A 25,010-nucleotide genomic window follows, 5' to 3' on the forward strand; every position below is an offset into this window, starting at 1 on the left:
CCGGGCCCGGCTCGCGTTCAGCGCAGCCGGGTCAGCTGCAGGCTGCCTTCGGCGAGCTGCAGCTCGACTTCCTCGTTCAACTTCACCGTCTCCGGATTGCGCAGGATGGCGCCGCTACGATCGCGGGCGATCGCATAGCCGCGGCCCAGCACGGCCTGCGGATTCAGGCTCGACAGCAGCGCATCGAAGCTCGCGAGGCGTTCCGAGGGTGCCTGCAGCGCGCTGCGCATCGCTTGGTGCAGGCGCAGCTCCAGCGCGTGGCGGCGCTCCTCGAGTCGCAGCAGGCGCGCGTCGAGGCGCAGCGCCGCCAGCCGCGCCCGGTGTCCGCGCAGGCGTTCGTGCAACGCGGCCACGAGCTGGCGCTGGCGCTGGCTCAGGCGCAGCTCGAGTTCGTCGAGGCGCTGGGCGCGCTCCTGCAGGCGGCGGCCCGGATGCAGCTGGCGCAGCCGATGTTCCATCTGCCGTAGCCGGTCGCGGCGAGCGTTCTGCTGCTGGCCCAGGCTCAGTTCGATCCGGCGCTCGGCGACGTCGAGGCGCTGCTCCCAGTCGGTCAGGTTCGGGCTCGCGAGCTCGGCCGCGGCGGTCGGCGTCGGCGCGCGCAGGTCGGCGGCGAAATCGGCGATCGTGAAATCCACTTCGTGGCCGACGCCGCAGACCACCGGCCTGGCGCAGGCGCGGATTGCGCGCGCGACGGCTTCTTCGTTGAAGGCCCAGAGATCTTCGAGCGAGCCGCCGCCGCGCACGAGCAGCACGACATCGACCGGCGCGAGCGCGGGCAGTTTCTGCAGCGCGCGGACGATGGCCGGCGCCGCCTCGGCGCCCTGGACCGGCACCGGATGCAGGTAAACCGTGGTCAGTGGAAAGCGGCGGGCGAGGGCGGTCAGCACGTCCTGCACGGCCGCGCCGGTCGCCGAGGTGATGAGCCCGATCGCGCGCGGAACCGGCGGAATCGGACGCTTGATCGCCGGGTCGAACAGGCCTTCGGCCTGCAGCTTGGCCTTGAGCTTCTCGTAGGCCAGCAGCAGGGCGCCCTGGCCGGCCGGTTCCATCGCCTCGCAGATCAGCTGCAGGTCGCCGCGCGCGGTGTAGACGCTCGGCTGGGCACGCACGCGCACCTGGTCGCCGTCGCGCGGCAGCGGACGCACGAGGAAGTTGCGGTTGCGGAACATCACGCAGCGCATCTGCGCGCGGCCGTCCTTGAGCGTGAAGTACCAATGCCCGGAGCTCGGCTTGGACAGGTTCGAGATTTCGCCCTCGACCCAGACCGAGGGCAGCGCGTCCTCGACGAGGGCGCGCAGGATTTCGGTGAGTTCGGAAACGGCGTAGACCGTGGTGGCGGTAGGCATCCGCGATTATGGGAGGCGTCTGCCGGATTATTAAAGCCGGTTTGCGGATGCCTGCTCCGGAGGCCCCATGCGGAAACCGCATCTGTATAATGTCGCTTTGCCGGAGCCGTTCATGTCGCGTCTTTCCCAAGACTCCCGCATCGATCTAGAAGCCCTCACTTTCGACGACGTGCTGCTGCAGCCCGCGTACTCGGAAGTGCTGCCCAGGCAGGTCGATCTTCGCACCCCGCTGACCTCGCGCATCACCCTCAACATTCCGCTGCTGTCCGCGGCCATGGATACGGTCACCGAATCCAAGCTCGCGATCGCGCTCGCGCAGGAAGGCGGCATCGGCATCGTCCACAAGAACATGACGGCCGAACGCCAGGCCGCCGAGGTTCGCGCGGTCAAGAAGTTCGAGGCCGGCGTGATCGTCGATCCGGTCACGGTGAATCCGAGCATGACCATCGGCGAAGTGCTCGCACTGACGCGCGCGCATCGCTTCTCGGGCGTACCGGTGGTGGAGGGCAACCAGCTCGTCGGTATCGTCACCTCGCGCGACCTGCGCTTCGAGACGCGCTACGACCAGCCGGTGTCGAGCATCATGACGCCGAAGCAGCGCCTCGTGACGGTGAAGGAAGGCGCGAGCAAGGAAGAGGTCATCGCCAAGCTGCACCAGCACCGCATCGAGAAGGTGCTCGTGGTCAACGACGCCTTCCAGCTGCGCGGCATGATCACGGTGAAGGACATCCAGAAGTCCACCGACTATCCGAATGCCTCGAAGGACGAGCACGGCCGCCTGCGCGTCGGCGCCGCGGTCGGCACCGGTGGCGACACCGAAGAGCGCGTCGCCGCGCTCGTCGAAGCGGGCGTCGACGTCGTCATCGTCGATACCGCGCATGGGCACAGCAAGGGCGTGCTCGATCGCGTCACCGCGATCAAGAAGCGCTACGGCGATCTGCAGGTGATCGGCGGCAACATCGCCACCGGCGACGCCGCGCTTGCGCTCGTCGATGCGGGCGCCGACGCGGTCAAGGTCGGCATCGGCCCGGGCTCCATCTGCACCACGCGCGTGGTCGCGGGCGTCGGCGTTCCGCAGATCAGCGCGGTGATGTCGGTGGCCGACGCGCTGCGCGGCCGCAACATTCCGCTGATTTCCGACGGCGGCGTGCGCTACTCGGGCGACTTCGCCAAGGCGATCGCGGCCGGTGCGTACTGCGTGATGGTCGGCTCGATGCTCGCGGGCACCGAGGAAGCCCCCGGCGAAGTCGAGCTCTACCAGGGCCGCTCGTACAAGGCCTATCGCGGCATGGGCAGCATGGGCGCGATGGCGCAGGCCCAGGGTTCCAAGGACCGCTACTTCCAGGACACCACGAGCGAAGTCGAGAAGCTGGTTCCGGAAGGCATCGAAGGCCGCGTGCCCTACAAGGGCCCGATGGGTGCGATCGTGCATCAGATGATCGGCGGCCTGCGCGCGAGCATGGGCTACACGGGCTGCCTGAGCATTCACGACATGCGCACCAAGACGCGTTTCGTGAAGATCACGTCGGCCGGCATCAAGGAGAGCCACGTCCACGACGTGACGATCACCAAAGAAGCGCCGAACTACCGCGTCGGCTGAGCTGAGAGCCTTTGATGTCCGCCCAAGCTGCAAACATTCATGCCGACCGGATCCTGATCCTCGACTTCGGCAGCCAGCTCACCCAGCTGATCGCGCGTCGCGTGCGCGAGCTCGGCGTCTACTGCGAGCTGCATCCCTACGACATGGCCGACGCGGCCATTCGCGAGTTTGCTCCGAAGGGCATCATCCTCTCGGGGAGCCCGGAGTCGGTCGCGGCGTCAGGCTCGCCGCGTCCGCCGGCTGCGGTGTGGGAACTCGGCGTGCCGGTGCTCGGCATCTGCTACGGCATGCAGGTGATGGCGCACACTTTCGGCGGCGTGGTCGAGCCGCACGATCAGAAGGAATTCGGTTACGCGGAGGTTCGCGCGCGCGGTCATTCGCAGCTGCTCAAGGGCATCGAGGACCGCGTCAACGCCGAAGGCCATGGCCTGCTCGATGTCTGGATGAGCCACGGCGATCGCGTCGTGCAGCTGCCCGAAGGCTTCAAGTGCATCGCCTCGACGCCCGATCTGCCGCTCGCCGGCATGGCCGACGAAACGCGCGGCTACTACGGCCTGCAGTTCCACGCCGAAGTCACGCACACCAAGCAGGGCGAACGCATCTACTCGCGCTTCGTGCACGAAATCTGCGGCTGCGGCAACGCCTGGAAGCCCGACAGCATCATCGACGACGCGATCGCGCGCGTGCGTGCGCAGGTCGGTGATGGCCACGTGCTGCTGGGCCTTTCGGGCGGCGTCGATTCGTCCGTCGTCGCCGCGCTGCTGCACAAGGCGATCGGCAAGCAGCTGACCTGCGTGTTCGTCGATCACGGCCTGCTGCGCCACCAGGAAGGCGATCAGGTCATGCAGATCTTCGCCAAGAATCTTGGCGTGAAAGTCATCCGTGTGAACGCCGAGCAGCGCTTTCTCGAAGCGCTCGCGGGCGTCAGCGATCCCGAAGCCAAGCGCAAGATCATCGGCAAGCTCTTCGTCGACGTGTTCGACGAAGAGTCGAGCAAGATCGACAACGTGCAGTTCCTCGCGCAAGGCACGATCTATCCGGACGTGATCGAAAGCGCTGGTGCCAAGACCGGCAAGGCGCACGTGATCAAGAGCCATCACAACGTCGGTGGCCTGCCCGAGCACATGAAGCTCAAGCTCGTCGAGCCGCTGCGCGAGCTGTTCAAGGACGAGGTGCGCAAGATCGGCGTCGAGCTCGGACTGCCGCACGAGATGGTCTATCGCCATCCGTTCCCGGGCCCGGGCCTGGGAGTGCGCATCCTCGGTGAAGTCACCAAGGCCGCGGCCGACACGCTGCGCCTGGCCGATCACATCTTCATCGAAGAGCTGCGCCGCTCGGGCTGGTACGACAAGACCAGCCAGGCCTTCGCGGTATTCCTGCCCGTGAAGTCGGTCGGCGTGACCGGCGACGGCCGCCGCTACGAGCCCGTCATCGCGCTGCGTGCGGTGCAGACCATCGACTTCATGACCGCGCACTGGGCGCATCTGCCGTACGAGCTGCTCGACGTCTGCTCGCGCCGCATCGTCAACGAGATCGCCGGCGTTTCGCGCGTGGTGTACGACGTCTCCGGCAAGCCGCCCGCGACGATCGAGTGGGAGTGACGGGTCGTAGGTTTGAATAGCGTCGGATACTGCGTCGTAGCTTCGGCGATTCTGCTGTTTCTATAGATACTGAACGATGCCGTAGATCGAGGGCATCACTGCCCACGCAATCCCAGCCGACGCCACCGGCGTACAAGCCCTTCGCGCTGCCATCGCCGAAGCCGATCGCATTACGGGCGGTCTTACTGCGGTCCACTTCAATGTCGGTGTCGTGCGCAACCAGAGCCTGGTTTCCATGAATGTCCTGCCAGAGCCGCCGCGTTGGCCAAAGCCTGCTCCCGGGCGCTCGACGCCGCCTGGCCGTCATCGTGCTTAGCCATCACCACGGCCCGGTGTTGGCCAAGTCCGACACGGTCACCCTGTGTTCGAAGGCCGGTTCGAGCATGTCCAGGAAGGCGCGGACCGCTGGATTGCTGCGTCGGCTCTCGGGCCATAGCGCGGTGATATTCCGCCGTTCGATCGCGAATTCGATGAGCACCGGCGACAGCTCTCCGCGCGCGATATAGGGCGCGGCGGCGAACGACGCGCCGATGCCGATCCCGCCGCCCGCGACGAGCGCGGCCATCACCCCCTCGCTCGCATCCACGACGATGTCGGACCGCGGCAGGATCTCGATTTCCTGGTCGCCGATCCTGAAGGGCCAGCGGAACATCTGTCCCGTGCTCTGGTAGCGCAGGTTGACCGTGTCGTGGCCTTCGAGGTCGTGCGGATGCAAGGGCGCGCCGCGCTCGGCGAGGTAGGCTGGTGATGCAAGGCAGCACAGCCGATACGGCGCCAGCTTGCGCGACAGCAGGCGGCTGTCCGGGAGGTCACCGATACGAACGGCGACGTCGATCCCTTCGTCGATCAGATCGGTCATCTGGTCCCCGAGCCGAAGATCGATCGTCACGTCAGGGAAGCGCCGCCGGAACCCGGGCAGGGCGGGTGCGATCACGTGCAGACCGATTGGCAGGGAGGTGGCCACCCGCAGCGCGCCGCGAGGTGCCGAGCGCGCCGTCAGCGCCATCTGCTCGATTTCCTCGGCCTGGCGGATCAGATTCAAGGCTCGCTCGTGGAGGTCGCGACCTTCGGGCGTGAACGCCAGCGAGCGCGTCGTCCTCGTGAACAGGGAGACCCCCAGGCGCTGCTCGAGTCGCTGGATGCTTTTGCTGACCGCCGAGGGGGATATCGACAGCGACCGCGCCGCCGCCGCATAGCTGCCCAGCGCGCCGACGCGCGCGAACGCGATCAAACCGGTGAGACGGTCGAGGCTTATTCGTTCCATGGCGGAACTATAAAACTGATTTCGGGCCTCGTTATCAACTCCGGTGCTAGCCGATATATTGCCTCGCAAGGAGAAAATCATGAGCGAGACGATGAAAGCGGTTCGACTGCACGCCTTTGGCGGACCTGATGTGCTGACTTACGAAGATGCGCCCAAGCCCGACGTCCGGCCGGGCGAGGTCTTGGTCCGTGTCCGGGCCGTAGGCCTCAATCCGCCGGACTGGTATCTACGCGACGGCTATCGCGCCCTGCCGCCCGAATGGCGGCCGAACGCCGACTTCCCGCTGATCCTGGGCACCGACATCGCCGGCGTGGTCGAAGCGACGGCTGCCGACGTCGAGGGTTTCAAGGTCGGCGACGAGGTCTACGGCATGGTGCGTTTCCCCGAGGGTGTGATGACCGGCGGCGGCGCCTATGCCGAGTATGTCAGCGCGCCGGCCTCGCACCTGGCCCACAAGCCTGCCAGGCTGGATCATATTCACGCGGCCGCCGCGCCGATGTCCCTGCTGACGGCGTGGCAGTTCCTGGTCGAGCTTGGCCACGACGCGCCCAATCCCTTCCAGGACTTCCCGCATGAGCCGGTCGAGCTTGAGGGCCGGACCGTGCTGATCAACGGCGCGGGCGGGGGCGTCGGCCATCTGGCGGCGCAGCTGGCCAAGGCGCGCGGCGCGCGGGTGATCGCCGTGGCCTCAGCCAAGAACGCGGCGATGCTTGGCGAGTTCGGAGTCGAGCAGTTCATCGATTACGGAAAAACCGCTGTCGAAACGGTCGTCCGGGATGTCGACTTGGTGCTCGATGCGGTGGGCGGTCCACGGATGGAGCGCTTCCTGAGCGTGATCAAGCCTGGCGGCGCCCTGTTCCTGGTCAACCCGCTGGGCTTCGAGGGCCGCGATGCGGCGGCAAAGCGCGGGATCAGGGTCTCGTCGACCCAGGTCCGCTCGAACGGCGCGCAGCTGGCGACGGCCGCCGCATTGCTCGACCAGGGGGCCGTTCGCGTGGTGATCGACAGCGTCTTTCCGCTGTCGGAAGCTTCGAGCGCGCATCAGCGTGTCGCCAAGGGCGGCATTCAGGGCAAGATCGTCCTGACCGTCTCCTGACTCCGACGCGCCTGCCCTCGCAGCGGGCTCCGTTTTCTTTGTTCGAGCTTCTGGAGTCGCTCGCCATGATCATCGTCACTGGTTACGTGCAGGTCCCGCCCTCGGACCTGCAGACCTTCACCCGCGACCTCGCCAACCTCGCCGAAGCCGCCCGCGAGCGAGACGGCGTCATGTCCTATGACGCCGCCGTGGTTGACCCGTCTCGCGGGCGGCTGCTCGTGATGGAGCGCTGGCGAGACCAGCAGGCCCTGAGCGCCCACCTGGCGGCCGCCGACACCATCGCCTTTGTGACGCGATGGGGACAGCGGCTCTCGGCGGATATCAGAAAGTACGACGCGACGCGCGAGCGAGCCTTGGCGGACGCCTGAACCTTCCAGGCGACCCGCACCGCGTTTGTATTCGCGAGAAAGCGGCGCTCCACTATCGAGCCGATGTCTTGGAAAGCCGAGACAGGGCCGCCGTCGAAATCATGCAGCTTGTAGTTGATCGCTTGAGACTGCTGATCACTTTCGTCCCTTCCGTTTTGGACGCGATCCAGCGTCTTACTGCCTCGTGATGCGGGGGACAGCTAGCCAGGCGACCCGTTGCTCAACATCTTCTCCGTCACCTCAAGCATGGCTCTCAACCGGTCCATGTGCCTGAGGTCCTGGTGATATCCGACCCAGATGTCCCTCGTGGGCGGGGCGCCCAGGGCCTCGATGCGCTGGAGCCCCGCTGTTCCATCGCCTAGCGGCCGCGGCAGAACTGCGATCCCACGCCCGCGGAGGCACATCTGGGCTTGCACGCTACGGCTCGTGCTGGTGAATACACGCGACGAATCGGGAAACCGCTCGATAAGCCAGGCCACGTCCGGAAAATGGCTCTGTGCGGAGTTCATCAGGATGAGACCTACAGACGCTGGATCGCCTCTCACCGCCGCGACCGTATCCGCCGTTCCGTACAAGCCATAGTGCATCGTCATCAGGCGTCGCTGGACGATGTCAGGTTCGCTGAATGGAACGATGCGAAAAGCAAGGTCCGCTTCACGACGGGTGAGATCCAGGAGACGGTAGCTCGCGATGACTTCCGGAACCACGGCAGGGTGAAGCCGCCCCATCTCCACGAAGACTGGAGCGAGAACGAAGGCTGCGAACCAGTCTGCCGACGATACCCGAAGGATGCCTTCGAGTCTTTCATGGTTGCCCGTCAGGCGACGCTCCATGGAGAGCGCTGAGTTCTCCATGGACTCAGCGAGCGACAGCACTCGGTCCCCTGCATCCGTGAGCACCAGGCCGTCCTTGGTCCGGCGGAAGAGTGGCTGCTCGGCCTCCTCTTCGAGCGCCTTTATCCGCCGACCGACCGTAGGGTGGCTCACGTTGAGGCGCCGGGCCGCCTCACCCAGAGAACCTGCGCGTGCGACGGCTAGAAAGATCCTGACATCGCTCCATTCCATCGCCATTCCAGCCGTTCAAATATGTACGCGGAATATGCAGAAATGGCAGTGCACAAACAACACTGTCAGTCGCACTATGCGCGTCCTTGCATTGGCGGCTCCCTTACACGGAAGCCAGGTCGGTCGACTCGGCTCTTCTTCTTCCTGATCCGCCATGCAAGGGGCCTTCGGCCGCCATCGGCTGCCACCGCCAATCCCCGTGATTCATCTGGAGTCAAAGAGCATGAGCAGGTTGAACGACAAAGTCGCCTTGGTGACGGGCGCTTCAAAGGGCATCGGTGCAGGAATCGCCCGCCGACTGGCGAATGACGGGGCGCAGGTAGTAGTGAACTACGCAACTGACGAGAGTGCGGCGGAGAAGGTGGTCGCCGAAATCGAAGCTGCAGGTGGGCGCGCGTTGGCGGTACAGGCCGATGTCCGCAAGCGATCCGGTGTCGAGGCGCTCGTCAAGGCGACCATCGACAGTTTCGGTCGACTGGATGTGTTGGTGAATAACTCGGGCATTTATCAGTTCGCCAAGATCGAGGCGAGCACGGAAGAGCTGTACCGCCAGCAATTCGACATCAACGTGCTCGGACCCCTACTCGTCACTGGTGTCGCAGCGCCTTTCCTGCGCGAGGGCGCAAGCATCATCAACATCAGCTCGTTTGTCACACGCGTTCTTCCGGTGGAAAGCGCGATCTACAGCGGAACGAAGGGCGCAATCGATGCGATCACGGGCGTCCTGTCGCGCGAGCTTGGCCCGCGAGGTATCCGCGTCAACGCAGTCAATCCCGGATTGATCGAGACGGACGGTACGCACGCCGCGGGTGTCATGGGTTCCGAGTTCCAGACGTGGAACGAGCAGCAGACGCCGCTTGGTCGCATTGGCCAGGTCAAGGATGTCGCGTCGATCGTGTCGTTCCTTGCGTCCGACGACGCGGGGTGGGTGACCGGCGAATGCATCATGGCATCCGGCGGCATGCGCTAAGGCGATCCTTCGCTACGGCCCGCAAGACCAGGTGCCACCCCATGAACACATCAATCGTAGGCTCAGAAGCGGAGCGTCCGGACTCACGTCGCTGGATCGCACTGGTGGTACTGCTCACCGGTACGCTGCTGCCGCCACTGGACTTCTTCATCGTCAATGTAGCGCTGCCGGCAATTCGCGAAGACCTGCGTGCCTCGCCGGACGTGTCCCAGCTCGTGGTGTCGGTGTACGCCACCGCCTATGCGGTCACCCTTGTTCTGGGTGGCCGCCTAGGCGACATATTGGGTCGAAAGCGCGCGTTCCTGGCGGGCATGGTTGGCTTTGGAGTGACTTCTGCCTTGTGTGGGCTGGCACCCTCAGCAGAGGTACTCGTAGCAGGGAGGCTGCTGCAGGGAATATCGGCCGCAGTGATGGCGCCGCAGTCGCTCGCATTCATTCATGCGCTCTTCCAGGCGAGCGAAAAGAATCGCGCGCTCAGTTGGTATGGTGCGACGTTCGGACTTGCATCGGTAGCAGGCCAGCTCCTGGGCGGCCTGCTGGTTGCTGCAAGCCCATGGGGCCTCGGCTGGAGGAGCGTCTTCCTGGTCAACCTGCCTGTCATCGCTGTCGCGATTCCTGCGGCACTCATCCTGCTTCCCGAGCGCAAAGCTTCGGACCCTGACCGCCTGGATATGCCGGGCGCGGCCTTGCTGGCCTTGGGCTTGCTTGCCCTCGTGGTGCCGCTCATCGAGGGACGGGAGCACGACTGGCCACTGTGGAGCCTGGGCGTTCTTGCTCTGGCGCCGCTGCTGTTGATTGCCTTCTGGCGCCACCAGAAGGCCCGAGAGCGGTCAGGAGCCTCACCACTGGTATCACCCACGGCACTTTCATCTCCGGCACTACAACGCACGCTCTTGGCGACGCTGTTTTTCTATGCTCTCGCGGCCTTCTTTCTGACCTTCTCGGTCTATCAGCAAGCAGGGCTGCACCACAGCCCCCTGGCTGCCGGCTTTGCGATCCTGCCTGTGGGTGTCGGTCTCCTTTGGGGCGCACTGAGTGGCCCTCGGGTCGCGCGGTGGTTCCATGCACGCACAGCCGCTTTTGGCATGAGTTTGGAAGCGGTAGGGCTGGCGATCACGGCCATTCTCGCAGCATGCGCAGAGCCATCGTGGCTGCCCATTCCCCTCGTCTTGATCGGCGTCGGACAAGGTATCGCGCACCCGGCACTCGTGCGGCTCAATGTGGACCAGGTCGAAGAGAAATGGGCTGGGCTCGCGGCCGGTGTGGTCAGCGCCGTGTTGCAGATCAGTGCCGCACTGTCGGTTGCCTTGGTCGGCGGCGTGTTCTTCTCGATGGTGCCCGACGGTGCGAGCGCAAAAGAAGTCGCCAACGGATTCTCGCTAGCGTCGATCATCATGGCATTTGCGTTGGCTATCGCGGCAATCCTTAGCTGGCGGCGGGATAGTCGACCGGCGCCATCGTGTTCTTCGACGCGCTGCGCGTGAAAATCCGGGACGAAGGGCTGGTCCGCCCACCGCTGTCCGCGCTGCTGGATTTGCATGCCCTGCAGGCGCTCGACGTGACCCGCCCACCATCAAGGTGGTCCCGGTTCAGGACGCGGATTTCGGCCTGCATGGCGCCTCCCTGATCTTAAAGTTCGCGCCCGATGGCGCGGTCCAACGACCAGTGGCCGCCACCCTTGAACGCCATGAAAAGTCCGAGGAACATCATCAGGAACGGGAACTCGATGCCGCGATCGATCCAAGGCCAAGTTGGACCCAGCGCCACGCAGATCGCGAGCATCTGCACCGCGACCATGGCTGCAATGGCGCGCGTACCGAAGCCGATGATAAGTAGAGCGCCGCCTACGCCTTCAAGCAAAGCAATGAACATCGCCAGCGCGGGTGCCGCTGGCAGGTGTAGGACGTTCTCGATCAAGTTGATCGAACCGGCCATCGGGTCGGCCATCGAGCCGTGCGAAGTTCGCAGCAGCTTGGGCATGCCATGGGTAATCAGCACGACGCCAAACACGACGCGCAATAGGGCATAGGCCAACGGCTCTACACGTGCGTACACGCCGTGCAGGAAAGGAAAGATCAGTAGCGAGCTGGCGTCGGCAGGACTGATGGCGGAGCGCGGGGTGGGGAGCTGCATGGTGTCCTCCAAGGAAGTCGACGACCAAGGCCGTCGCGCTGAGGGTCAGGGCGGTGCTAGTGCGGCTGAGACAGGTGTGGTGGATGCGACGCGTGCTTTCAGGTTGCCGATGAAGGCAAGCAACGCAGGCTGGACATCGGCGAACAGTGGATCTTTGCGATGAAGCAACATCACGCCGGTAAAGAGCTTCATACCGACCGCGAGTGCAATGGCGTCAGAATCCGGAAAGGCAGTGGCATTACGAACGCGCGCGACGATGCCGAACAGATCGTCGTGCTGGTCCACCTCGAAATTGAGCGCGACGTTCGGCGAAGCCGATGTTCCGCACCGGTCCCCTTGCGGATGCTCGACTTCCTCGATGCGGATGCGATAGCGATGCGTTTTCATGCGACGTCCTGGACCGCCGCTGGCTGCTTGGCGGGTCGGGCTCGGGTGGCGGCGCGTAGCGCGCGACGCTGAAGCACGGTGGCGATGCAGGCGGCCGTTGTGCCTACGGCGGCGGCCAGTCCGAGGTCGGCGAAAGCGCTCCATGACGGTGGCTGGTGCGAAGCGAAAAAGGCGACCAGCCCGAGGAAGAAGCCGAGCAGATTGTTGAACACCGGTAGATGCCGCAAGCACAGCACGACGACCGATACAGCGAACACGACGATCGTCAGCGTGGCCGCACCGAGATAGGGCCTGAGTGCATGCGTCGCTGCGCCGGCAGCCATTCCCAGCCAGATTCCGATGAACACGCAGGCCAGATTGATCAGCCCTTGGTGAAGATTGATGCCCCGCGTGAAGTAGGAGATCCAGCCGACGAACATCGCCCAGACCGGAACTTCCAGCACCAGCGCACTGACCGTTGCCGCGACCGTTGCAACGACAGATTCGCCTAGTGTGATCTTGAGCTCCGTGGCAACACTGGCGTCATGCGGCATGGGATACCTCCGCGGCTTGTATTGTGTTATCGCGCGGTGCCAACAGATCGCCAAGCTGGATGCGGCGCAGGAACTCGGCGCGAATTCGGTCGGCCACTCCGTTTACGACTTCGCAACCGTCACTGGACGGATCGACGTGGACGCGGAAAGGCCGTGCTCCAAACGGTGAATCGACGACGTCGACGACGGCCTGCGCAACGGTGGCTACGTCGGCATCCGGTGGCTCACAACCGGCGAGTCCGGCGAGGATTTCCCGAGTGAAGCCCCTGGTCGGACCGGTGTCGTATTCGGCGGCGCGATTCGAGTCGGCAGGCGCGCCTGAGTGGGTGAAATGATGGGTGCCCTTGGTGAAAGCACCGGGCACCACGATCGAGGTTTCAATTCCCCATCGCGCAAGTTCGCCGGCGTAGCTGACCGCGAGCGCATCCATTGCCGCCTTCGCCGCGAAATACGGAGCGAGATAGGGAGGGGTGCCGCCGCGATGGCTGCTGCTGCCGATCCATAACAACAGGCCGCGGCCTTGTCGGCGCAGCTGCGGCAGCGCCGCGCGGTTGACGCGCTGCGTACCGAGAACGTTGACGTCGTAGAGCTGCGCATACTGCTCTGGCGTGAATGCCTCGGCCGGACCGAACACCATGTGACCGGCGTTATGCATCACCACGTCAAGTCGACCGTTCTCGGCAACGATGCGCCCGACTGCCTCGTCGGCAGAGGTTTGCGACTGTACGTCCAGATCAATCGTGCGCAGGTCGACGCCGTGCTCGTGCGCGTAGTCGCATGCGGCCTGCACCTGCGCAGCGTTGCGACCCGCGGTCTCACGCATGCTTGCGTAGACGATGTGACCCGCGCGTGCGAGCGCTCGAGCCGACAGGGCGCCGAAGCCGCTGGAGGCGCCGGTGACGAGGATGACGTGCTTCAGGTTTGCATTCATGGGAAATCTCCGATGTGCGCGCTTGTGTTGCGCAAGAGAAAGACTCGCGTGATCAGGCGTAGCCGCCGTTGACGCGCAGTACCTGGGCATTGACCCAGCTGCCATCCGGTCCGGCCAGGAAAGCGACGGTGGCCGCGATCTCCTCGGGCGTGCCGAGGCGTTCGAGCGGCGCAAGCTTGCTGATGTGTGCGATTTGCTCCGCGGTCTTGCCGTTGAAGAACAACTCGGTGCCCACCGGCCCCGGGGCGATCGCGTTGACGGTGATGCCGCGGCCACGCAGTTCGTTGGCGAGCACAGGCACCAGTCCCTCGACGCCGGCCTTGGAGGCGATGTAGGGCCCGTAGTTGGGGAAGGACTTGGCGATCACGCTGGTGGACAGGGCGATGATCCGGCCGCCTTCGCGCAGGTGATGCGCTGCTTGCGCGAGCACCAGGAAGCTGCCGCGCAGGTTGATGGCGATGACGCGATCGAAGTCGGCGAGGCTGGATTCTGCGATGGGCGCCATCGGCATGATGCCGGCACTGTTGACGACTACATCGACACGACCAAAGGCTTCGTGCGTAGCGGCGAACAGGTGGGCGACATCTTCCGGGCGGCTGACATCTCCCTGCACGGCGATGGCATTGCCGCCGTTGGCGCGGATGTCCTGCGCGACCGCCTCTGCCGCTGAAGCCTTGCCGGCGTAGTTGATCACGACGGCAAAACCATCGGCCGCGAGGCGACGCACGATCGAGTGGCCGATGCCGCGCGAGCCGCCGGTAACGATGGCGACCCGCGCGGCAGGGCCGGAGGGGACTGGCTGATGGGTCTGAGGGGTGGTGCTGGTCATTTCTAGCTCCCGTGGGGCGTCAGGGGAAGGACGCGGGTACGGGAGGCATTCTTCTCGTTGTTGTCGGCTGAATAAATCGGCTTGAATTGGCAATTGAATTCAAAAAATGACAACAATCAGGGCATGGATCGCTTTGACTCCTTCCAACTGTTCGCTCGGATCATCGAACTGGGTAGCTTTACCCGGGCCGCCGGCGCGCTCGGCATCCCACGCGCCACAGCCACCCATGCGATGAAGGAACTGGAGGCGAGACTGGGCACGCGGCTGCTCGAACGCACCACTCGCCAGGTGCGGCCGACCCTCGATGGTCAGGCGTTCTACGAGCGTTGCGTGCAACTGCTCGCAGATCTGGACGACGCCGAGTCCTCACTGCGCACGACCGCCGCGAACCCGCGCGGCACCTTGCGTCTGGATCTGCATGGCACCCACGCAACGCGGATCGTGTTGCCGCGCATCGATGAGTTCCGCAGCCGCTATCCGCAGATCGATCTCGTCATCAGCAGCGGCGATCGCCTGGTTGATCTGGTCCGCGAGGGAATCGACTGCGTCGTGCGCGCCGGCACGCTCAAGGATTCGTCATTGGTGGCGCGGCGTCTGGCTGTCATGCCTGAAGTGATATGCGCCAGCCCGGAGTATCTGCGGTACTTCGGCACGCCTCAGCATCCCGATGAGTTGTCCTCGCATCAGGCAGTCGGTTTCTTTGCCAGTAGTCATGACCGCAGCTACCCATTCGAACTCGTCGTCGATGGCCAGGTCCGCGAATTCGAGTTGGGCGGTTGGATAGCGGTCAATGACGCGGAAAGCTACGTGACGTGCGGGCTGCGCGGCTGTGGTCTGATTCAGTTGCCGCGTTTCCACGTCGAGGACGAGCTGCGCGATGGTCGGCTCGTGGAAGTCTTGGGAGATTGGTCGAGCGTAGGGCTACCTGTGTCGGCGATGTATCCTTTGCATCGCCAGTTGTCGCCACGCGTGAGAGTCTTCATTGACTGGGTCGCGAAGTTGTATGAGGGCCGCTTTGGAGCTCCGCCACTCCAGTAGGCTGCCCAAATGTCCGCCTTCCGTCATGCCGAGGCGAGCATCGCGCTTGTACGTCATGGCGCAATCAGCGGCGAGGCTGCGGGAAACGCGCACCCGTGATCTCTTCGCTCAGCTCCCACAGACGCGCGGCTGCGGCTGCATCGCGGGCGATGGCGGGAACGGTGGCCAGCCCCAGCGGTCCTGCGATCTCATTGGGTCCTGTGGGTCCGTAGTAGACGCCGCCTTGCGCCGTGGGGGCGGTTGCCGCGTACAGCGTGGGAACGGCGCCCTGGGCTGCGGTCTGGTAGTTCTCGCGATTGCTGGCCCACTGGCGTCCTTGCGGGCTGTCCAAGCCCGGACCGCGTGCCACCAATTCGGTCACCGCCACGCCCGGATGCGCGGCCATGCTCTGGATGCCCCAGCCGCCGGCCTCGCTGCGACGCTGCAGCTCGAAGGCGAACATCAGGCAGGCCAGCTTCGACTGCGCATACGTCGCCATGGGCTCATAGGCGCCGGTCGACTGGAGGTCGTCGAGATTCATCGTGCCGCGATGCACCGCGATGCTGGACAGGGTCACCACACGCGGCGCCTCGCTCTTGCGCAGGAGCGGCAGCAACTCGGCGGTCAGGACGAAGTGGCCGGCGTAGTTGGTGGCGAACTGCATTTCCAGGCCATCCACCGACGTTGCGCGCTCCGGTGTCGCCATGATGGCGGCGTTGTTGATCAAGCCATCCAGACGAGGCAGAGAAGCACGCAGGCGCTTGCCGAGGTCGCGGACCGAGGACAGGCTCGACAGGTCGACGCCTTCGAACTCCACCTGCGCCGCCGGAACCTCCTGCCGGATCTTCTCGATCGCTTCCTGTCCGCGCTGTGCATTGCGCGCGACGATGACCACGCGGGCACCGGTGGCCGTCAGTGCCTTGGCATCTTCGAATCCCATGCCACTGGTTCCGCCTGTGACGAGAAAGATGCGTCCTTTTTGCGAAGGCATGTCGGCCGCGCTCCAGGCCGGCGGCGGCTTTGTCTGCGCAAGCGCGTCGACCGCGGCCACGCTGCCCAGCAGCATGCAGAAAGCGGCGAGGGGGCCGCGCCAGCGGGAAGGTACGGACACGAAGGGTGTGGTTCGTTCGTTGATCATGGGCAAGTCCTCGCGGGGAGCTGGAGTGGGTCGGGCGTAAACATCAGAAGCGCCGGCTCAGGTCCGGCATCACGCGGCCGAAGCCGCCGTGACCCGTTCGACCGGAGATGACAGTGGAGCGAAACGAGGGAGTATCGAGAACAAGGCGGTTGACCATGATTGGCACCTCGTAACAATGCGAAGGTAGATGACCTGCGAGTGGATAGCAGGTGGCGCAATGTGGGGCGCTGACTTTAAGAAGCGATTAACCCCTGCAGTGACTACCGAAGTTCGTACGCTCCATCCACGCACCGATCTGCATCGGTGGTTTTAAGCTTCGCGCCACGACGATCCAGCGTGGCTTTGCCCTTCCGTCGTCCGTCAGTGTCCCAGCTGCACGAGGGCATCTCGACGCAGCTGGGCGTCGTCCGCCTCCGGCGCGCAGCGCTCCGGCTCCAATAAAACCGGCACGGCAGCGAGTCTCGCGACGGGCGCTCGGCATGCAGGGCAAGAGGCGCGGCTATTGACGGCGAAAGATCATCCCGCCGTGATGGAGAGTGTTCTCGTCGACGAAGACGCCGTCTGCCGTGAACCCGGTGTCGTCCCAGTAATCGATCTGGTTTCCTTTCACCTCGTAGCGACCTCGATAGGCACTTTCCCGCGTGCCGCGCGCCTCGTCATAGCGGCCACTGGCAAGAAGTTCATGACGGATGCGCCCGTCATCGGTCACCCACATCCCGACGTAGGGGTGCTTGCTCATTTGCGTATCTCCTTGCCGATCGAGCGGAACCCGCCTGATGACATCGTCGTAGGGCACCAGATCGAGGAAGGCGGTGACTTCGCTTGCGCGCAGATTCGCCATTCGGAATATCCACACATAGCTGTTGCTGTAGGGCGCTCCGTCGGCGGCGGTGGCGGCACCGTCCCAATGCACGATGACGTGGTCGCCGTCCGCCCAGATGCCTTTCACCGTCGGCTGGACGGGTGAGGAAAGACGTGCAGCGAAAGGCACTACTGCCTGTTCCAGGAACGCGTCGCGGCCCTCGTAGCTTCCGGCCACCGGGCTCGTTCCCTTGATCGTCCAGGTCGCATCGGGCGCCAGTACGTCCTGGAAGAACGTCGCGCCGCCGGCTGCCCACTTCTCGAAGGCTTGTGCAATGAACTGGCGGTTTCGTTCGGCTGTCGATTCGACAGGCCGAGCCAGCGCGCAACCGCTGATCAGCATGGTCAGAACCAGCAACGCAGCGGTGATGAACCTTGGCATCGTCATGTTGCTCGCTCCCGAGTATGTTGGAGCGTGCAGGAATACGGCTCTGCGCGCGTGATGGACCTTGCGTGGACCCGTGACGAGTTGCGTTCCCGCCCCGATCTTTCCGTCGGCGCCGTGACACCGCAGGATCAGCGTAAGCGGGTGCGCCGGACTGTTCGCTCCTTTGGCCGATGAGATCTCATTCACGGGCAGGGACGATCGCATCGATCTCCTCCCGCGGCACGCGGCGGGTGGAGGTGTGCTCGCGCACGATCCTCCAACCAGTGGACGTGCACTGCCAGACCAGCGAGGAGCGCGCCCTGATTCCGACGATCTCCTCTTCCGCAGTCTCGAGGCGCGCCGCAAATTCGAGAGTGGAGGCGGACAGCACGCTGCCGTCGATGACGTGCGGACCATCCATGATGCTGTGTCTGGCGGCCCTCAACGCGGTGAAGGGCTCGGTCCAGATCGAGGCCCATTCGCCTGCGCTGCGCGCTACCCGATGCTGCGGATCGAAATCGTCGTAGAGCCGGACGTCGCTGGAGTTCCAGTGATAGAGCTGGCCCAGCCGCTGGCGAAAGTCGAACGGGGGATCGCCGCGACGCTTTTCCCACCCCACCATGATCCATTCGCGATGGAGCTCGCCGGGGCTCCTGGAACCGGTGGCGGCGCACGTCCCGGGTGGAGGTTCGGTCGTCGTCTGTGCGGTAGCTGGCACAAGACCGCCCACTGTGGTCGCCAGAATCAGGGCGGCAGGCAAGGTTCGCATCATGGGTCTCCTTTCGTATGAGTCGACGTTCAATCACGTCCTGCGGGCGGCGGAAGCGCCCGGGTTGGCGGGCTCACTCCGGTTTGATGGTCAATGCCGGCAGACAGTGGGCCCGGCGTCGCGCCCGGTTCGCAGGCAATGTCGCCCACGACATAGGCATCGGGGATGCAGTGCGCTCCGGCGTCGTCCATGCCTGGCCTCAATCGGAGACGAAGGTCGCGTTGCCCAGTGAAGGAAGAGACACGCATGCCTGATCGTCCGAGAAGACGATATGGGGTCTAGCGCCACGGATGGGCATCATGAACTCCTGCCAGAGTCGATACATTGAATCCACAGGGCAGAAGTTTGCCGTTGATGGGCCATAAGCCTGTAGCGGGATCGTCCGGCGTCCTTGTACGATCGTCCAAGTGCGGGCGTTCGACTCACTGGCGCACCTGCCCGTTGATGGAGTGACGCATGGACTCACTGACAAAGCTCGCCGATATCCTGGGTCGTCACGCTCAGGACGACGGCATGCACGGCACGCCGATTCGGGGCGTCCGCCTGGTTCGCTCGGGCACCCCCACCATGCCGATGCCCGTGGTGTACGAGCCGACGCTCTGCCTGGTCGCGCAGGGCCGCAAGCGAGTGATGCTGGGAACGACCGCCTATGTGTACAACCCGGCCAGGTACCTGCTCGCCTCGGTCGATCTGCCGGTTACCGGGTCGGTCATCGAGGCCAGTGAGGCTGTTCCCTATCTGTGTCTGGTGCTCGACCTGGACATGACCGAGCTGAGCGACCTTGCCCTGCGTCATCCCGCCCTGGACGTGAATGACGATGCACCCTCCGCCGGCCTTGCCCTCAACGACACGACGCCCGAACTACTGGACGCGGCGGTACGGCTTGCGGCATTGCTCGACAGGCCGAGCGACATCGAAGCGCTGGCCCCGCTGGTGGTTCGCGAGATCCTCTATCGTCTTCTGACCGACCCCGGCAACGGCATCGTCCGGCAGATGGCGACCGCGGACAGCCGCTTGAACCAAATCGCAAGGGCCATCGCGTGGCTAAGGGAGCACTACAGCGAAACATGCCGGATCGATGAAATCGCGGAAATCGCCGGCATGAGCCGTTCCACGTTCCATGTGCACTTCAAGGCGGTCACCTCGATGAGCCCGCTGGAATTCCGTAGCCAGTTGCGGCTGCAGCAAGCGCGCAGGCTCATGGTTGCCGAGGCGATGGATGCAGCAGGCGCTGGATATCGCGTCGGCTACGAGAGCCCCTCGCAATTTAGCCGCGACTATGTCCGTATGTTTGGCATGCCTCCAGCCAAGGATGCCGGGAGGTTGCGCAGGATGGCCGAGGCGCCGACAGGATCACCCAAGGTTGGCAGTCCCGACGGGGGACGCCTTTACGTAGATCCTACCCGGCGCCCAATGCGCGCTAACGGCCCCGCACGAACTCCGCACTCACCCGTCCTCCGTCCGGTCGAGTGAACGTCTCGTACATCCGATCACGCGCTACCGTCAGCTGCAGATCCCGCCTGGTTCGCACAGCGGCCACCCCGTTGGGGAACGTGGCACCCTCGACGCGGTTGCCGGCGAAACGACCGTGCGCGTCCACCGTGCACGTGCCGAAGAACCCGATGCTGGACGCCATGGGCGCTTGTTCTCATCGTCGGTGCCGGCCCCGAGCGTTCGACGCGAAGCGTGGGTCGCCGCTACGGCGCAGAGAGGATCCGAAGCTGGGTACGTAGCGTTGCGAACGAAATTCAGCCAGTCGAACGGCTGCCCCATTCGCCTTCCCGAGCGTCGGCATGGCCGCGCGTGACATAATGCCCCCGCTCTCCCACCGCGGCTCTCCGTCGAAAGCGCCGGTAGCCGCCCTGGACCCATACGCCGAGGGCCCGAAGAAATTTCTGACAGACCCAGCAGTCGAACGGAAGCACTTGCCCGGCCAGATCCGGTCATGCAGCCCTTCCACGACGCGGGCTGGAACCCATTGCAGCATTCCAGGAGATCAGACGCATGAGCACGCAGCAGCCGACCATCATCTACACCCTGACCGATGAGGCGCCGCTGCTCGCGACCGCGGCCTTCCTGCCGATCATCCGCACGTTCGCGACTCCGGCCGGCGTCAAGATCGACACCAGCGACATCTCCGTCGCCGCGCGCATCCTGGCCCAGTTCCCGGAATACCTGACCGAAGAACAGCGCGTCCCCGACAACCTCGCCGAACTCGGCAAGCTCACGCTGACGCCCGAGGCCAACATCATCAAGCTGCCGAACATCAGCGCTTCGGTGAACCAGCTGATCAACGCGGTGAAGGAGCTGCAGTCCAAGGGCTACAAGATTCCGAACTTCCCCGAAAACCCGAAGACCGACGAAGAAAAGGAAATCCGCGCGCGCTATTCGAAGGTGCTCGGCAGCGCCGTGAACCCGGTGCTGCGCGAAGGCAACTCCGACCGCCGCGCGCCGAAGGCCGTGAAGGATTACGCACGCAAGCATCCGCACTCGATGGCCGAATGGAGCCAGGCCTCGCGCAGCCACGTGTCGCACATGCACGGCGGCGACTTCTATCACGGCGAAAAATCGATGACGCTCGACAAGGCGCGCGACGTGAAGATGGAACTCATCGGCAAGAGCGGCAAGACCTATGTGCTCAAGCCCAAGGTTTCCCTGCAGGACAAGGAAATCATCGACAGCATGTTCATGAGCAAGAAGGCCTTGCTCGCGTTCTATGAAAAAGAGATCGACGACGCACGCAAGACCGGCGTCATGTTCTCGCTGCACGTGAAGGCGACGATGATGAAAGTCAGCCACCCGATCGTGTTCGGCCACTGCGTGAAGATCTTCTACAAGGATGCCTTCGCCAAGCACGGCAAGCTGTTCGACGAGCTCGGCGTCAACGTCAACAACGGCATGGCGCAGCTCTACGAGAAGATCAAGACGCTGCCGCAGAGCCAGTACGAAGAAGTGATGCGCGATCTGCATGCCTGCCACGAGAACCGTCCGGAACTCGCGATGGTGGATTCGGCCAAGGGCATCACCAACTTCCACTCGCCGAACGACGTCATCGTCGACGCTTCGATGCCCGCGATGATCCGCAACGGCGGCAAGATGTGGGGCGCCGATGGTCGCCTGAAGGACGTCAAGGCGGTGATGCCGGAATCGACCTTCGCGCGCATTTACCAGGAGATGATCAACTTCTGCAAAACCCACGGCGCTTTCGATCCCAAGACCATGGGCACGGTGCCGAACGTGGGCCTGATGGCGCAGCAGGCCGAGGAGTACGGCAGCCACGACAAGACCTTCGAAGTGCCCGAAGACGGCGTCGCCAACATCGTCGACCTCGCTACCGGCGAAGTGCTGCTCTCACAGAACGTGGAAGAGGGCGATATCTGGCGCATGTGCCAGGTCAAGGACGCGGCGATCCGCGACTGGGTCAAGCTCGCGGTCACGCGTGCGCGCCAATCGGGCATGCCGGCGGTGTTCTGGCTCGACCCGTATCGCCCGCACGAGCACGAGCTGATCCAGAAGGTGGTCAAGTACGTGCAGGAGTACGACCTCAAGGGCCTGAAGATCGAGATCATGTCGCAGGTGCGCGCGATGCGTTACACGCTCGAGCGCGTGATCCGCGGTCTCGACACGATCAGCGTGACCGGCAACATCCTGCGCGATTACCTGACCGACCTGTTCCCGATCATGGAGCTCGGCACGTCCGCGAAGATGCTGTCGATTGTTCCGCTCATGAACGGCGGCGGACTCTACGAAACCGGCGCGGGCGGTTCGGCGCCCAAGCACGTGCAGCAGCTCGTCGAAGAAAACCACCTGCGCTGGGATTCGCTCGGTGAATTCCTCGCGCTCGCGGTGTCGCTCGAAGAACTCGGCATCAAGTTCAACAACGAGAAGGCCAAGATCCTCGCCAAAACGCTCGACGCCGCCACCGGCAAGCTGCTCGACAACAACAAGAGCCCGTCGCCGAAAACCGGCCAGCTCGACAACCGCGGCAGCCAGTTCTACCTCGCCATGTACTGGGCGCAGGAACTCGCAAAGCAAACCGAAGACAAGGAGCTCGCTTCCAAGTTCGCCACGCTCGCCGAGACGCTGACCGCCAACGAGAAGAAGATCGTCGACGAACTCACCGAAGTGCAGGGCAAGCCGGTCGACATCGGCGGCTACTACCTCGCCGACGAAAAGAAGCGCGATGCGGTGATGCGTCCGAGCAAGACGCTCAACGAGGCGCTCGCTGCGGTGGCTTGATCGCTGCGTTGTACGCGATGAATGAAAGATCGGCGCTTCGGCGCCGATCTTTTTTTGTGCGCTACGACGGCTGGCGCAAGCGCTCGACGATCGCCTCGCTCAGCGCGAGCACCGAGCGCGGAGCCGAGCCTTCGGCCTTGTTGCCGATCGTGATGATCGCGGGATGGCCGGCGCTCGCGGTGGCGGACGCGACGCGCGAGAGCGCTTGCCGCGTCTCGATGTCCGCATCGACGATGCGATCGAAGTTTCCATAAAGCTGCTTGGCTTTCTCGTAACCGTAGGCGCCGTGCTTGCGATGCAGGTTCCAGCGGCAAACCAGCGGCCCGGGCCAGAGCGCGCGCAGGATCGGCAGTTGCATCTCGATCGGCGGCATCTTGCCGTGCAGGCCTAGGCAATACGTCGCGCGACTCGCGCGCAGCATGTCGACGAGCCCGCGCGACCATTCGGGTGCGACGAAAATCGGGTCGCGGAATTCCACCGCGATCACTGCCTCGGGCAAGCGTTCGCGCACGTCGGGCAGTGCTTGCAGCATGCGGCCGATGCGTTCGATGAGCTCGCCCGGGCGTTCGAGCAGAAACGGCGGCAACGGACTGATCTGGAACACCAGCGCGCCGAGCCGATCGCCGAGACCGCTGACTGCGGGCTCCACGAACTGCGTGACCGCGAGATCCGGATCGAGGAACACGCTGTTCTCGGCGAGCCCGCGGCCTTCTTCGCGGATCAAGGCATCGGCGATCAGGCTCGGCGCCTTGACGGTGAAGCGGAAGTGCTCGGGAACCTGCGCCGCGTAGGCCGCGTACTGCGCGCGATCCAGTGGTTTGTAGAAGGCCCGATCGAGGCTCACGCTGCGCAGCAGCGGATGCTGCGCATAGGCGGCGAGGCCATGGCGCGAGAGTTTGGCTTCCTCGTAGTCGCCATCCCAGACGAAGCCGGCCCAGCCCGGATAATTCCACGACGAGGTGCCGATCTTGAGTGACGGCGGCAACGCGGCGGCGAGCGCCTCGTGTTCCGCTGGCGCGGCCACCGGCGCGACCGTGCGCTTGGCAGGCTTGCGCGGCGCGGCTTGCGCTGCGGCCTTGGCCGCGCGTGCAGGCTCCGGCGGATCGTCGTCGAAAAGGCTGTTCTGCATGCACTCGATTCTAAATCCGAGTGCGTCGCGGCTTCGGGCGTCGCCTGCAAGGTGGCTCAGCGGCGCAGCGTGATTCCGCCCGACAGCGCCCAGACCAGCAGACCGCCGAGCGCCAGTCCCGCGCCGACCCAGCCCGTCGAGGTCCAGCCGTAGCCGGCCGTGATCGCGAGGCCGCCGAGCCAGGGGCCGAGCGCGTTGGCGGTATTGAACGCCGAGTGATTCAGCGCCGCGGCGAGCCGCTGGCCGTCGCCGGCCACGTCCATGAGCCGCGTCTGCAGCACCGTCGCGAGCGCCGCGCTCGTGCCGATCAGGAACATCATCAGCGTGATGCTCCAGAGCGCGTGCGCTGCGAACGGAAACGCGGCCAGACACAAGGCGGCGTAGAGCAGCAGAAAGCCAGCGGTCGGCATCAGCGCGCGGTCCGCGAAACGCGGCACCACGAGATTGCCGATCGTCATGCCGATACCGAATGAGGCGAGCACGAAGGGCAGGGCGTGCGAAGAGGCGCCGGTGACTTCGGTCAGCGTCGAGGCGAGATACGTGTAGACCGAGAACAGGCCGCCGAAGCCGATCGCGCCCGTGAGCAAGGTCAGCCAGACCGCGCGGTTGCGCAGCGCCCCGAGTTCGCGCAAGGGGCTCGCATTGCTGTCGGCCTTGTCGCGCGGCGCGTACAGCGCGACGAGCCCCGCCGTGAGCAGGGCGAGCCCGGTCACGACGACGAAACCCCAGCGCCAGCCGACGGCCTGGCCGAGCCCGTTCGCGAGCGGCACGCCGACGATGGTCGCCACCGTGAGCCCGAGAATCACGCGCCCCACCGCGGCGGAGCGTTTGTTGACGGGCACCAGCGATGCAGCCAGCAGCATCGCGATGCCGAAGTAGGCGCCATGCGGCAATCCGCTGCAGAAGCGGAACAGCATCATCGCGTGATAGTTCGGCGCGATCGCGGACAGCCCATTGGCGAGCGCGAACAGCGTCATCAACAGGATCAGCACGCTGCGCTGGGCCATGCGCGCGGACAGCACCGCGAACAGCGGAGCGCCGACGACCACGCCGAGCGCATACGCGCTGATCACATGGCCGGCCACGGGCTCGCTGATCTGCAGATCGCGCGCCATGTCCGGAACCAGGCTCATAGTGGCGAATTCGGTGGTGCCGATGGCGAAGCCGCCGACTGCGAGTGCCAGTTGCACGAGCGCCGGATGGGCGCTGCGCAGCGCCGGCGTCGCCGACGCGAGAGGGATACCGCCTTCCATTACGTCCAGAACTCCGAAGCGCCCGGCCGTCCGCGACGGCGGGCGAGGATCACCGCGAATGATCGCGCTGCTGCGCGACGTGCGTCGCACTATAAGCAAGTCACCCGGCGTCGCG

Annotated in this window: 21 protein-coding genes and 1 pseudogene; 9 read left to right on the plus strand and 13 right to left on the minus strand. The window is 64.8% G+C overall.

What is annotated here, in order from left to right:
- Nucleotides 1-17 precede the first annotated feature (17 nt).
- Nucleotides 18-1,346 (minus strand): exodeoxyribonuclease VII large subunit, encoded by a 1,329-nt coding sequence (gene xseA / locus AC3WUM_RS07640; protein WP_492409620.1) that lies wholly within the window; start codon nucleotides 1,344-1,346, stop codon nucleotides 18-20.
- Between the two features lie 112 nt (nucleotides 1,347-1,458).
- Here xseA and guaB point away from each other — a divergent pair, with 112 nt between their 5' ends.
- Nucleotides 1,459-2,946 (plus strand): IMP dehydrogenase, encoded by a 1,488-nt coding sequence (gene guaB, locus AC3WUM_RS07645; RefSeq protein WP_492409621.1) that lies wholly within the window; start codon nucleotides 1,459-1,461, stop codon nucleotides 2,944-2,946.
- A gap of 14 nt (nucleotides 2,947-2,960) precedes the next feature.
- On the plus strand, nucleotides 2,961-4,547 hold the full coding sequence (guaA, locus tag AC3WUM_RS07650) for a glutamine-hydrolyzing GMP synthase (RefSeq protein ID WP_492409622.1): 1,587 nt from the start codon (nucleotides 2,961-2,963) through the stop codon (nucleotides 4,545-4,547).
- A 319-nt stretch (nucleotides 4,548-4,866) separates the two neighbouring features.
- Here guaA and AC3WUM_RS07655 read toward each other — a convergent pair whose 3' ends face one another.
- The gene (locus tag AC3WUM_RS07655; RefSeq protein WP_492409623.1) at nucleotides 4,867-5,811 is read right to left on the minus strand and encodes a LysR family transcriptional regulator; all 945 of its coding nucleotides are present in this window, start codon (nucleotides 5,809-5,811) and stop codon (nucleotides 4,867-4,869) included.
- 79 nt (nucleotides 5,812-5,890) lie between these two features.
- On the opposite strand from AC3WUM_RS07655, the gene AC3WUM_RS07660 reads away from it, so the two are divergent.
- Both AC3WUM_RS07660 and AC3WUM_RS07665 read left to right on the plus strand, forming a co-directional pair.
- Nucleotides 5,891-6,907 (plus strand): NADP-dependent oxidoreductase, encoded by a 1,017-nt coding sequence (locus tag AC3WUM_RS07660; protein ID WP_492409624.1) that lies wholly within the window; start codon nucleotides 5,891-5,893, stop codon nucleotides 6,905-6,907.
- A gap of 65 nt (nucleotides 6,908-6,972) precedes the next feature.
- Entirely contained in the window at nucleotides 6,973-7,275 is a 303-nt protein-coding gene (locus AC3WUM_RS07665) for a putative quinol monooxygenase (protein ID WP_492409625.1), read from the plus strand.
- A gap of 200 nt (nucleotides 7,276-7,475) precedes the next feature.
- On the opposite strand, the gene AC3WUM_RS07670 is transcribed toward AC3WUM_RS07665, so the two are convergent.
- A complete protein-coding gene (locus AC3WUM_RS07670; RefSeq protein ID WP_492409626.1) occupies nucleotides 7,476-8,339 on the minus strand; it encodes a LysR family transcriptional regulator in 864 nt (287 codons plus the stop codon).
- Nucleotides 8,340-8,562: 223 nt separating this feature from the next.
- On the opposite strand from AC3WUM_RS07670, the gene AC3WUM_RS07675 reads away from it, so the two are divergent.
- Together AC3WUM_RS07675 and AC3WUM_RS07680 are read left to right on the plus strand one after the other, a co-directional pair.
- Nucleotides 8,563-9,309, plus strand: a complete 747-nt coding sequence (locus AC3WUM_RS07675; RefSeq protein ID WP_492409627.1) for a glucose 1-dehydrogenase — start codon at nucleotides 8,563-8,565, stop codon at nucleotides 9,307-9,309.
- Nucleotides 9,310-9,350: 41 nt separating this feature from the next.
- Entirely contained in the window at nucleotides 9,351-10,793 is a 1,443-nt protein-coding gene (locus tag AC3WUM_RS07680) for an MFS transporter (RefSeq protein WP_492409628.1), read from the plus strand.
- A 145-nt stretch (nucleotides 10,794-10,938) separates the two neighbouring features.
- Here the strand turns inward: AC3WUM_RS07680 and AC3WUM_RS07685 are convergent, their stop codons facing one another.
- From AC3WUM_RS07685 to AC3WUM_RS07705, 5 genes are read right to left on the minus strand one after another with little or no spacing between them, the layout of a single operon-like run.
- Entirely contained in the window at nucleotides 10,939-11,442 is a 504-nt protein-coding gene (locus AC3WUM_RS07685) for a DoxX family protein (RefSeq protein ID WP_492409629.1), read from the minus strand.
- 45 nt (nucleotides 11,443-11,487) lie between these two features.
- Nucleotides 11,488-11,829 (minus strand): DUF3861 domain-containing protein, encoded by a 342-nt coding sequence (locus AC3WUM_RS07690; protein ID WP_492409630.1) that lies wholly within the window; start codon nucleotides 11,827-11,829, stop codon nucleotides 11,488-11,490.
- Nucleotides 11,826-12,362: a DUF1097 domain-containing protein gene (locus AC3WUM_RS07695; protein WP_492409631.1), complete on the minus strand. Its 537-nt coding sequence runs from the start codon at nucleotides 12,360-12,362 to the stop codon at nucleotides 11,826-11,828. The genes AC3WUM_RS07690 and AC3WUM_RS07695 overlap by 4 nt, the downstream gene beginning before the upstream one ends.
- A complete protein-coding gene (locus AC3WUM_RS07700; protein WP_492409632.1) occupies nucleotides 12,352-13,293 on the minus strand; it encodes an SDR family NAD(P)-dependent oxidoreductase in 942 nt (313 codons plus the stop codon). Before AC3WUM_RS07700 ends, AC3WUM_RS07695 begins: the two co-directional genes overlap by 11 nt.
- Before the next feature lie 52 nt (nucleotides 13,294-13,345).
- The gene (locus AC3WUM_RS07705) at nucleotides 13,346-14,122 is read right to left on the minus strand and encodes an SDR family oxidoreductase (RefSeq protein ID WP_492409633.1); all 777 of its coding nucleotides are present in this window, start codon (nucleotides 14,120-14,122) and stop codon (nucleotides 13,346-13,348) included.
- Between the two features lie 123 nt (nucleotides 14,123-14,245).
- Between AC3WUM_RS07705 and AC3WUM_RS07710 the strand changes: the two genes are divergently transcribed.
- Nucleotides 14,246-15,160 (plus strand): LysR family transcriptional regulator, encoded by a 915-nt coding sequence (locus tag AC3WUM_RS07710; RefSeq protein ID WP_492409989.1) that lies wholly within the window; start codon nucleotides 14,246-14,248, stop codon nucleotides 15,158-15,160.
- A gap of 64 nt (nucleotides 15,161-15,224) precedes the next feature.
- On the opposite strand, the gene AC3WUM_RS07715 is transcribed toward AC3WUM_RS07710, so the two are convergent.
- From AC3WUM_RS07715 to AC3WUM_RS07725, 3 genes are all read right to left on the minus strand, one after another.
- A complete protein-coding gene (locus tag AC3WUM_RS07715; RefSeq protein ID WP_492409990.1) occupies nucleotides 15,225-16,205 on the minus strand; it encodes an SDR family oxidoreductase in 981 nt (326 codons plus the stop codon).
- A 571-nt stretch (nucleotides 16,206-16,776) separates the two neighbouring features.
- On the minus strand, nucleotides 16,777-17,730 hold the full coding sequence (locus AC3WUM_RS07720) for an Atu4866 domain-containing protein (protein ID WP_492409634.1): 954 nt from the start codon (nucleotides 17,728-17,730) through the stop codon (nucleotides 16,777-16,779).
- Nucleotides 17,705-18,277 (minus strand): YybH family protein, encoded by a 573-nt coding sequence (locus tag AC3WUM_RS07725; RefSeq protein WP_492409635.1) that lies wholly within the window; start codon nucleotides 18,275-18,277, stop codon nucleotides 17,705-17,707. Before AC3WUM_RS07725 ends, AC3WUM_RS07720 begins: the two co-directional genes overlap by 26 nt.
- A 453-nt stretch (nucleotides 18,278-18,730) precedes the next feature.
- Here AC3WUM_RS07725 and AC3WUM_RS07730 point away from each other — a divergent pair.
- Together AC3WUM_RS07730 and AC3WUM_RS07735 are read left to right on the plus strand one after the other, a co-directional pair.
- A pseudogene (locus AC3WUM_RS07730) lies at nucleotides 18,731-19,624 on the plus strand (AraC family transcriptional regulator); the annotation flags it as partial.
- A gap of 654 nt (nucleotides 19,625-20,278) precedes the next feature.
- Nucleotides 20,279-22,513 (plus strand): NADP-dependent isocitrate dehydrogenase, encoded by a 2,235-nt coding sequence (locus AC3WUM_RS07735; protein WP_492409636.1) that lies wholly within the window; start codon nucleotides 20,279-20,281, stop codon nucleotides 22,511-22,513.
- A gap of 61 nt (nucleotides 22,514-22,574) precedes the next feature.
- Here the strand turns inward: AC3WUM_RS07735 and AC3WUM_RS07740 are convergent, their stop codons facing one another.
- Together AC3WUM_RS07740 and AC3WUM_RS07745 are read right to left on the minus strand one after the other, a co-directional pair.
- Nucleotides 22,575-23,642: a DUF72 domain-containing protein gene (locus AC3WUM_RS07740; protein ID WP_492409637.1), complete on the minus strand. Its 1,068-nt coding sequence runs from the start codon at nucleotides 23,640-23,642 to the stop codon at nucleotides 22,575-22,577.
- Between the two features lie 56 nt (nucleotides 23,643-23,698).
- Nucleotides 23,699-24,895 carry an MFS transporter gene (locus AC3WUM_RS07745; protein ID WP_492409638.1) on the minus strand — a complete coding sequence of 399 codons (1,197 nt, stop codon included), beginning with the start codon at nucleotides 24,893-24,895 and terminating at the stop codon, nucleotides 23,699-23,701.
- Between the last annotated feature and the right edge of the window lie 115 nt (nucleotides 24,896-25,010).

The sequence above is a fragment of the Hydrocarboniphaga sp. FW305-C-57 genome, assembly GCF_058783045.1.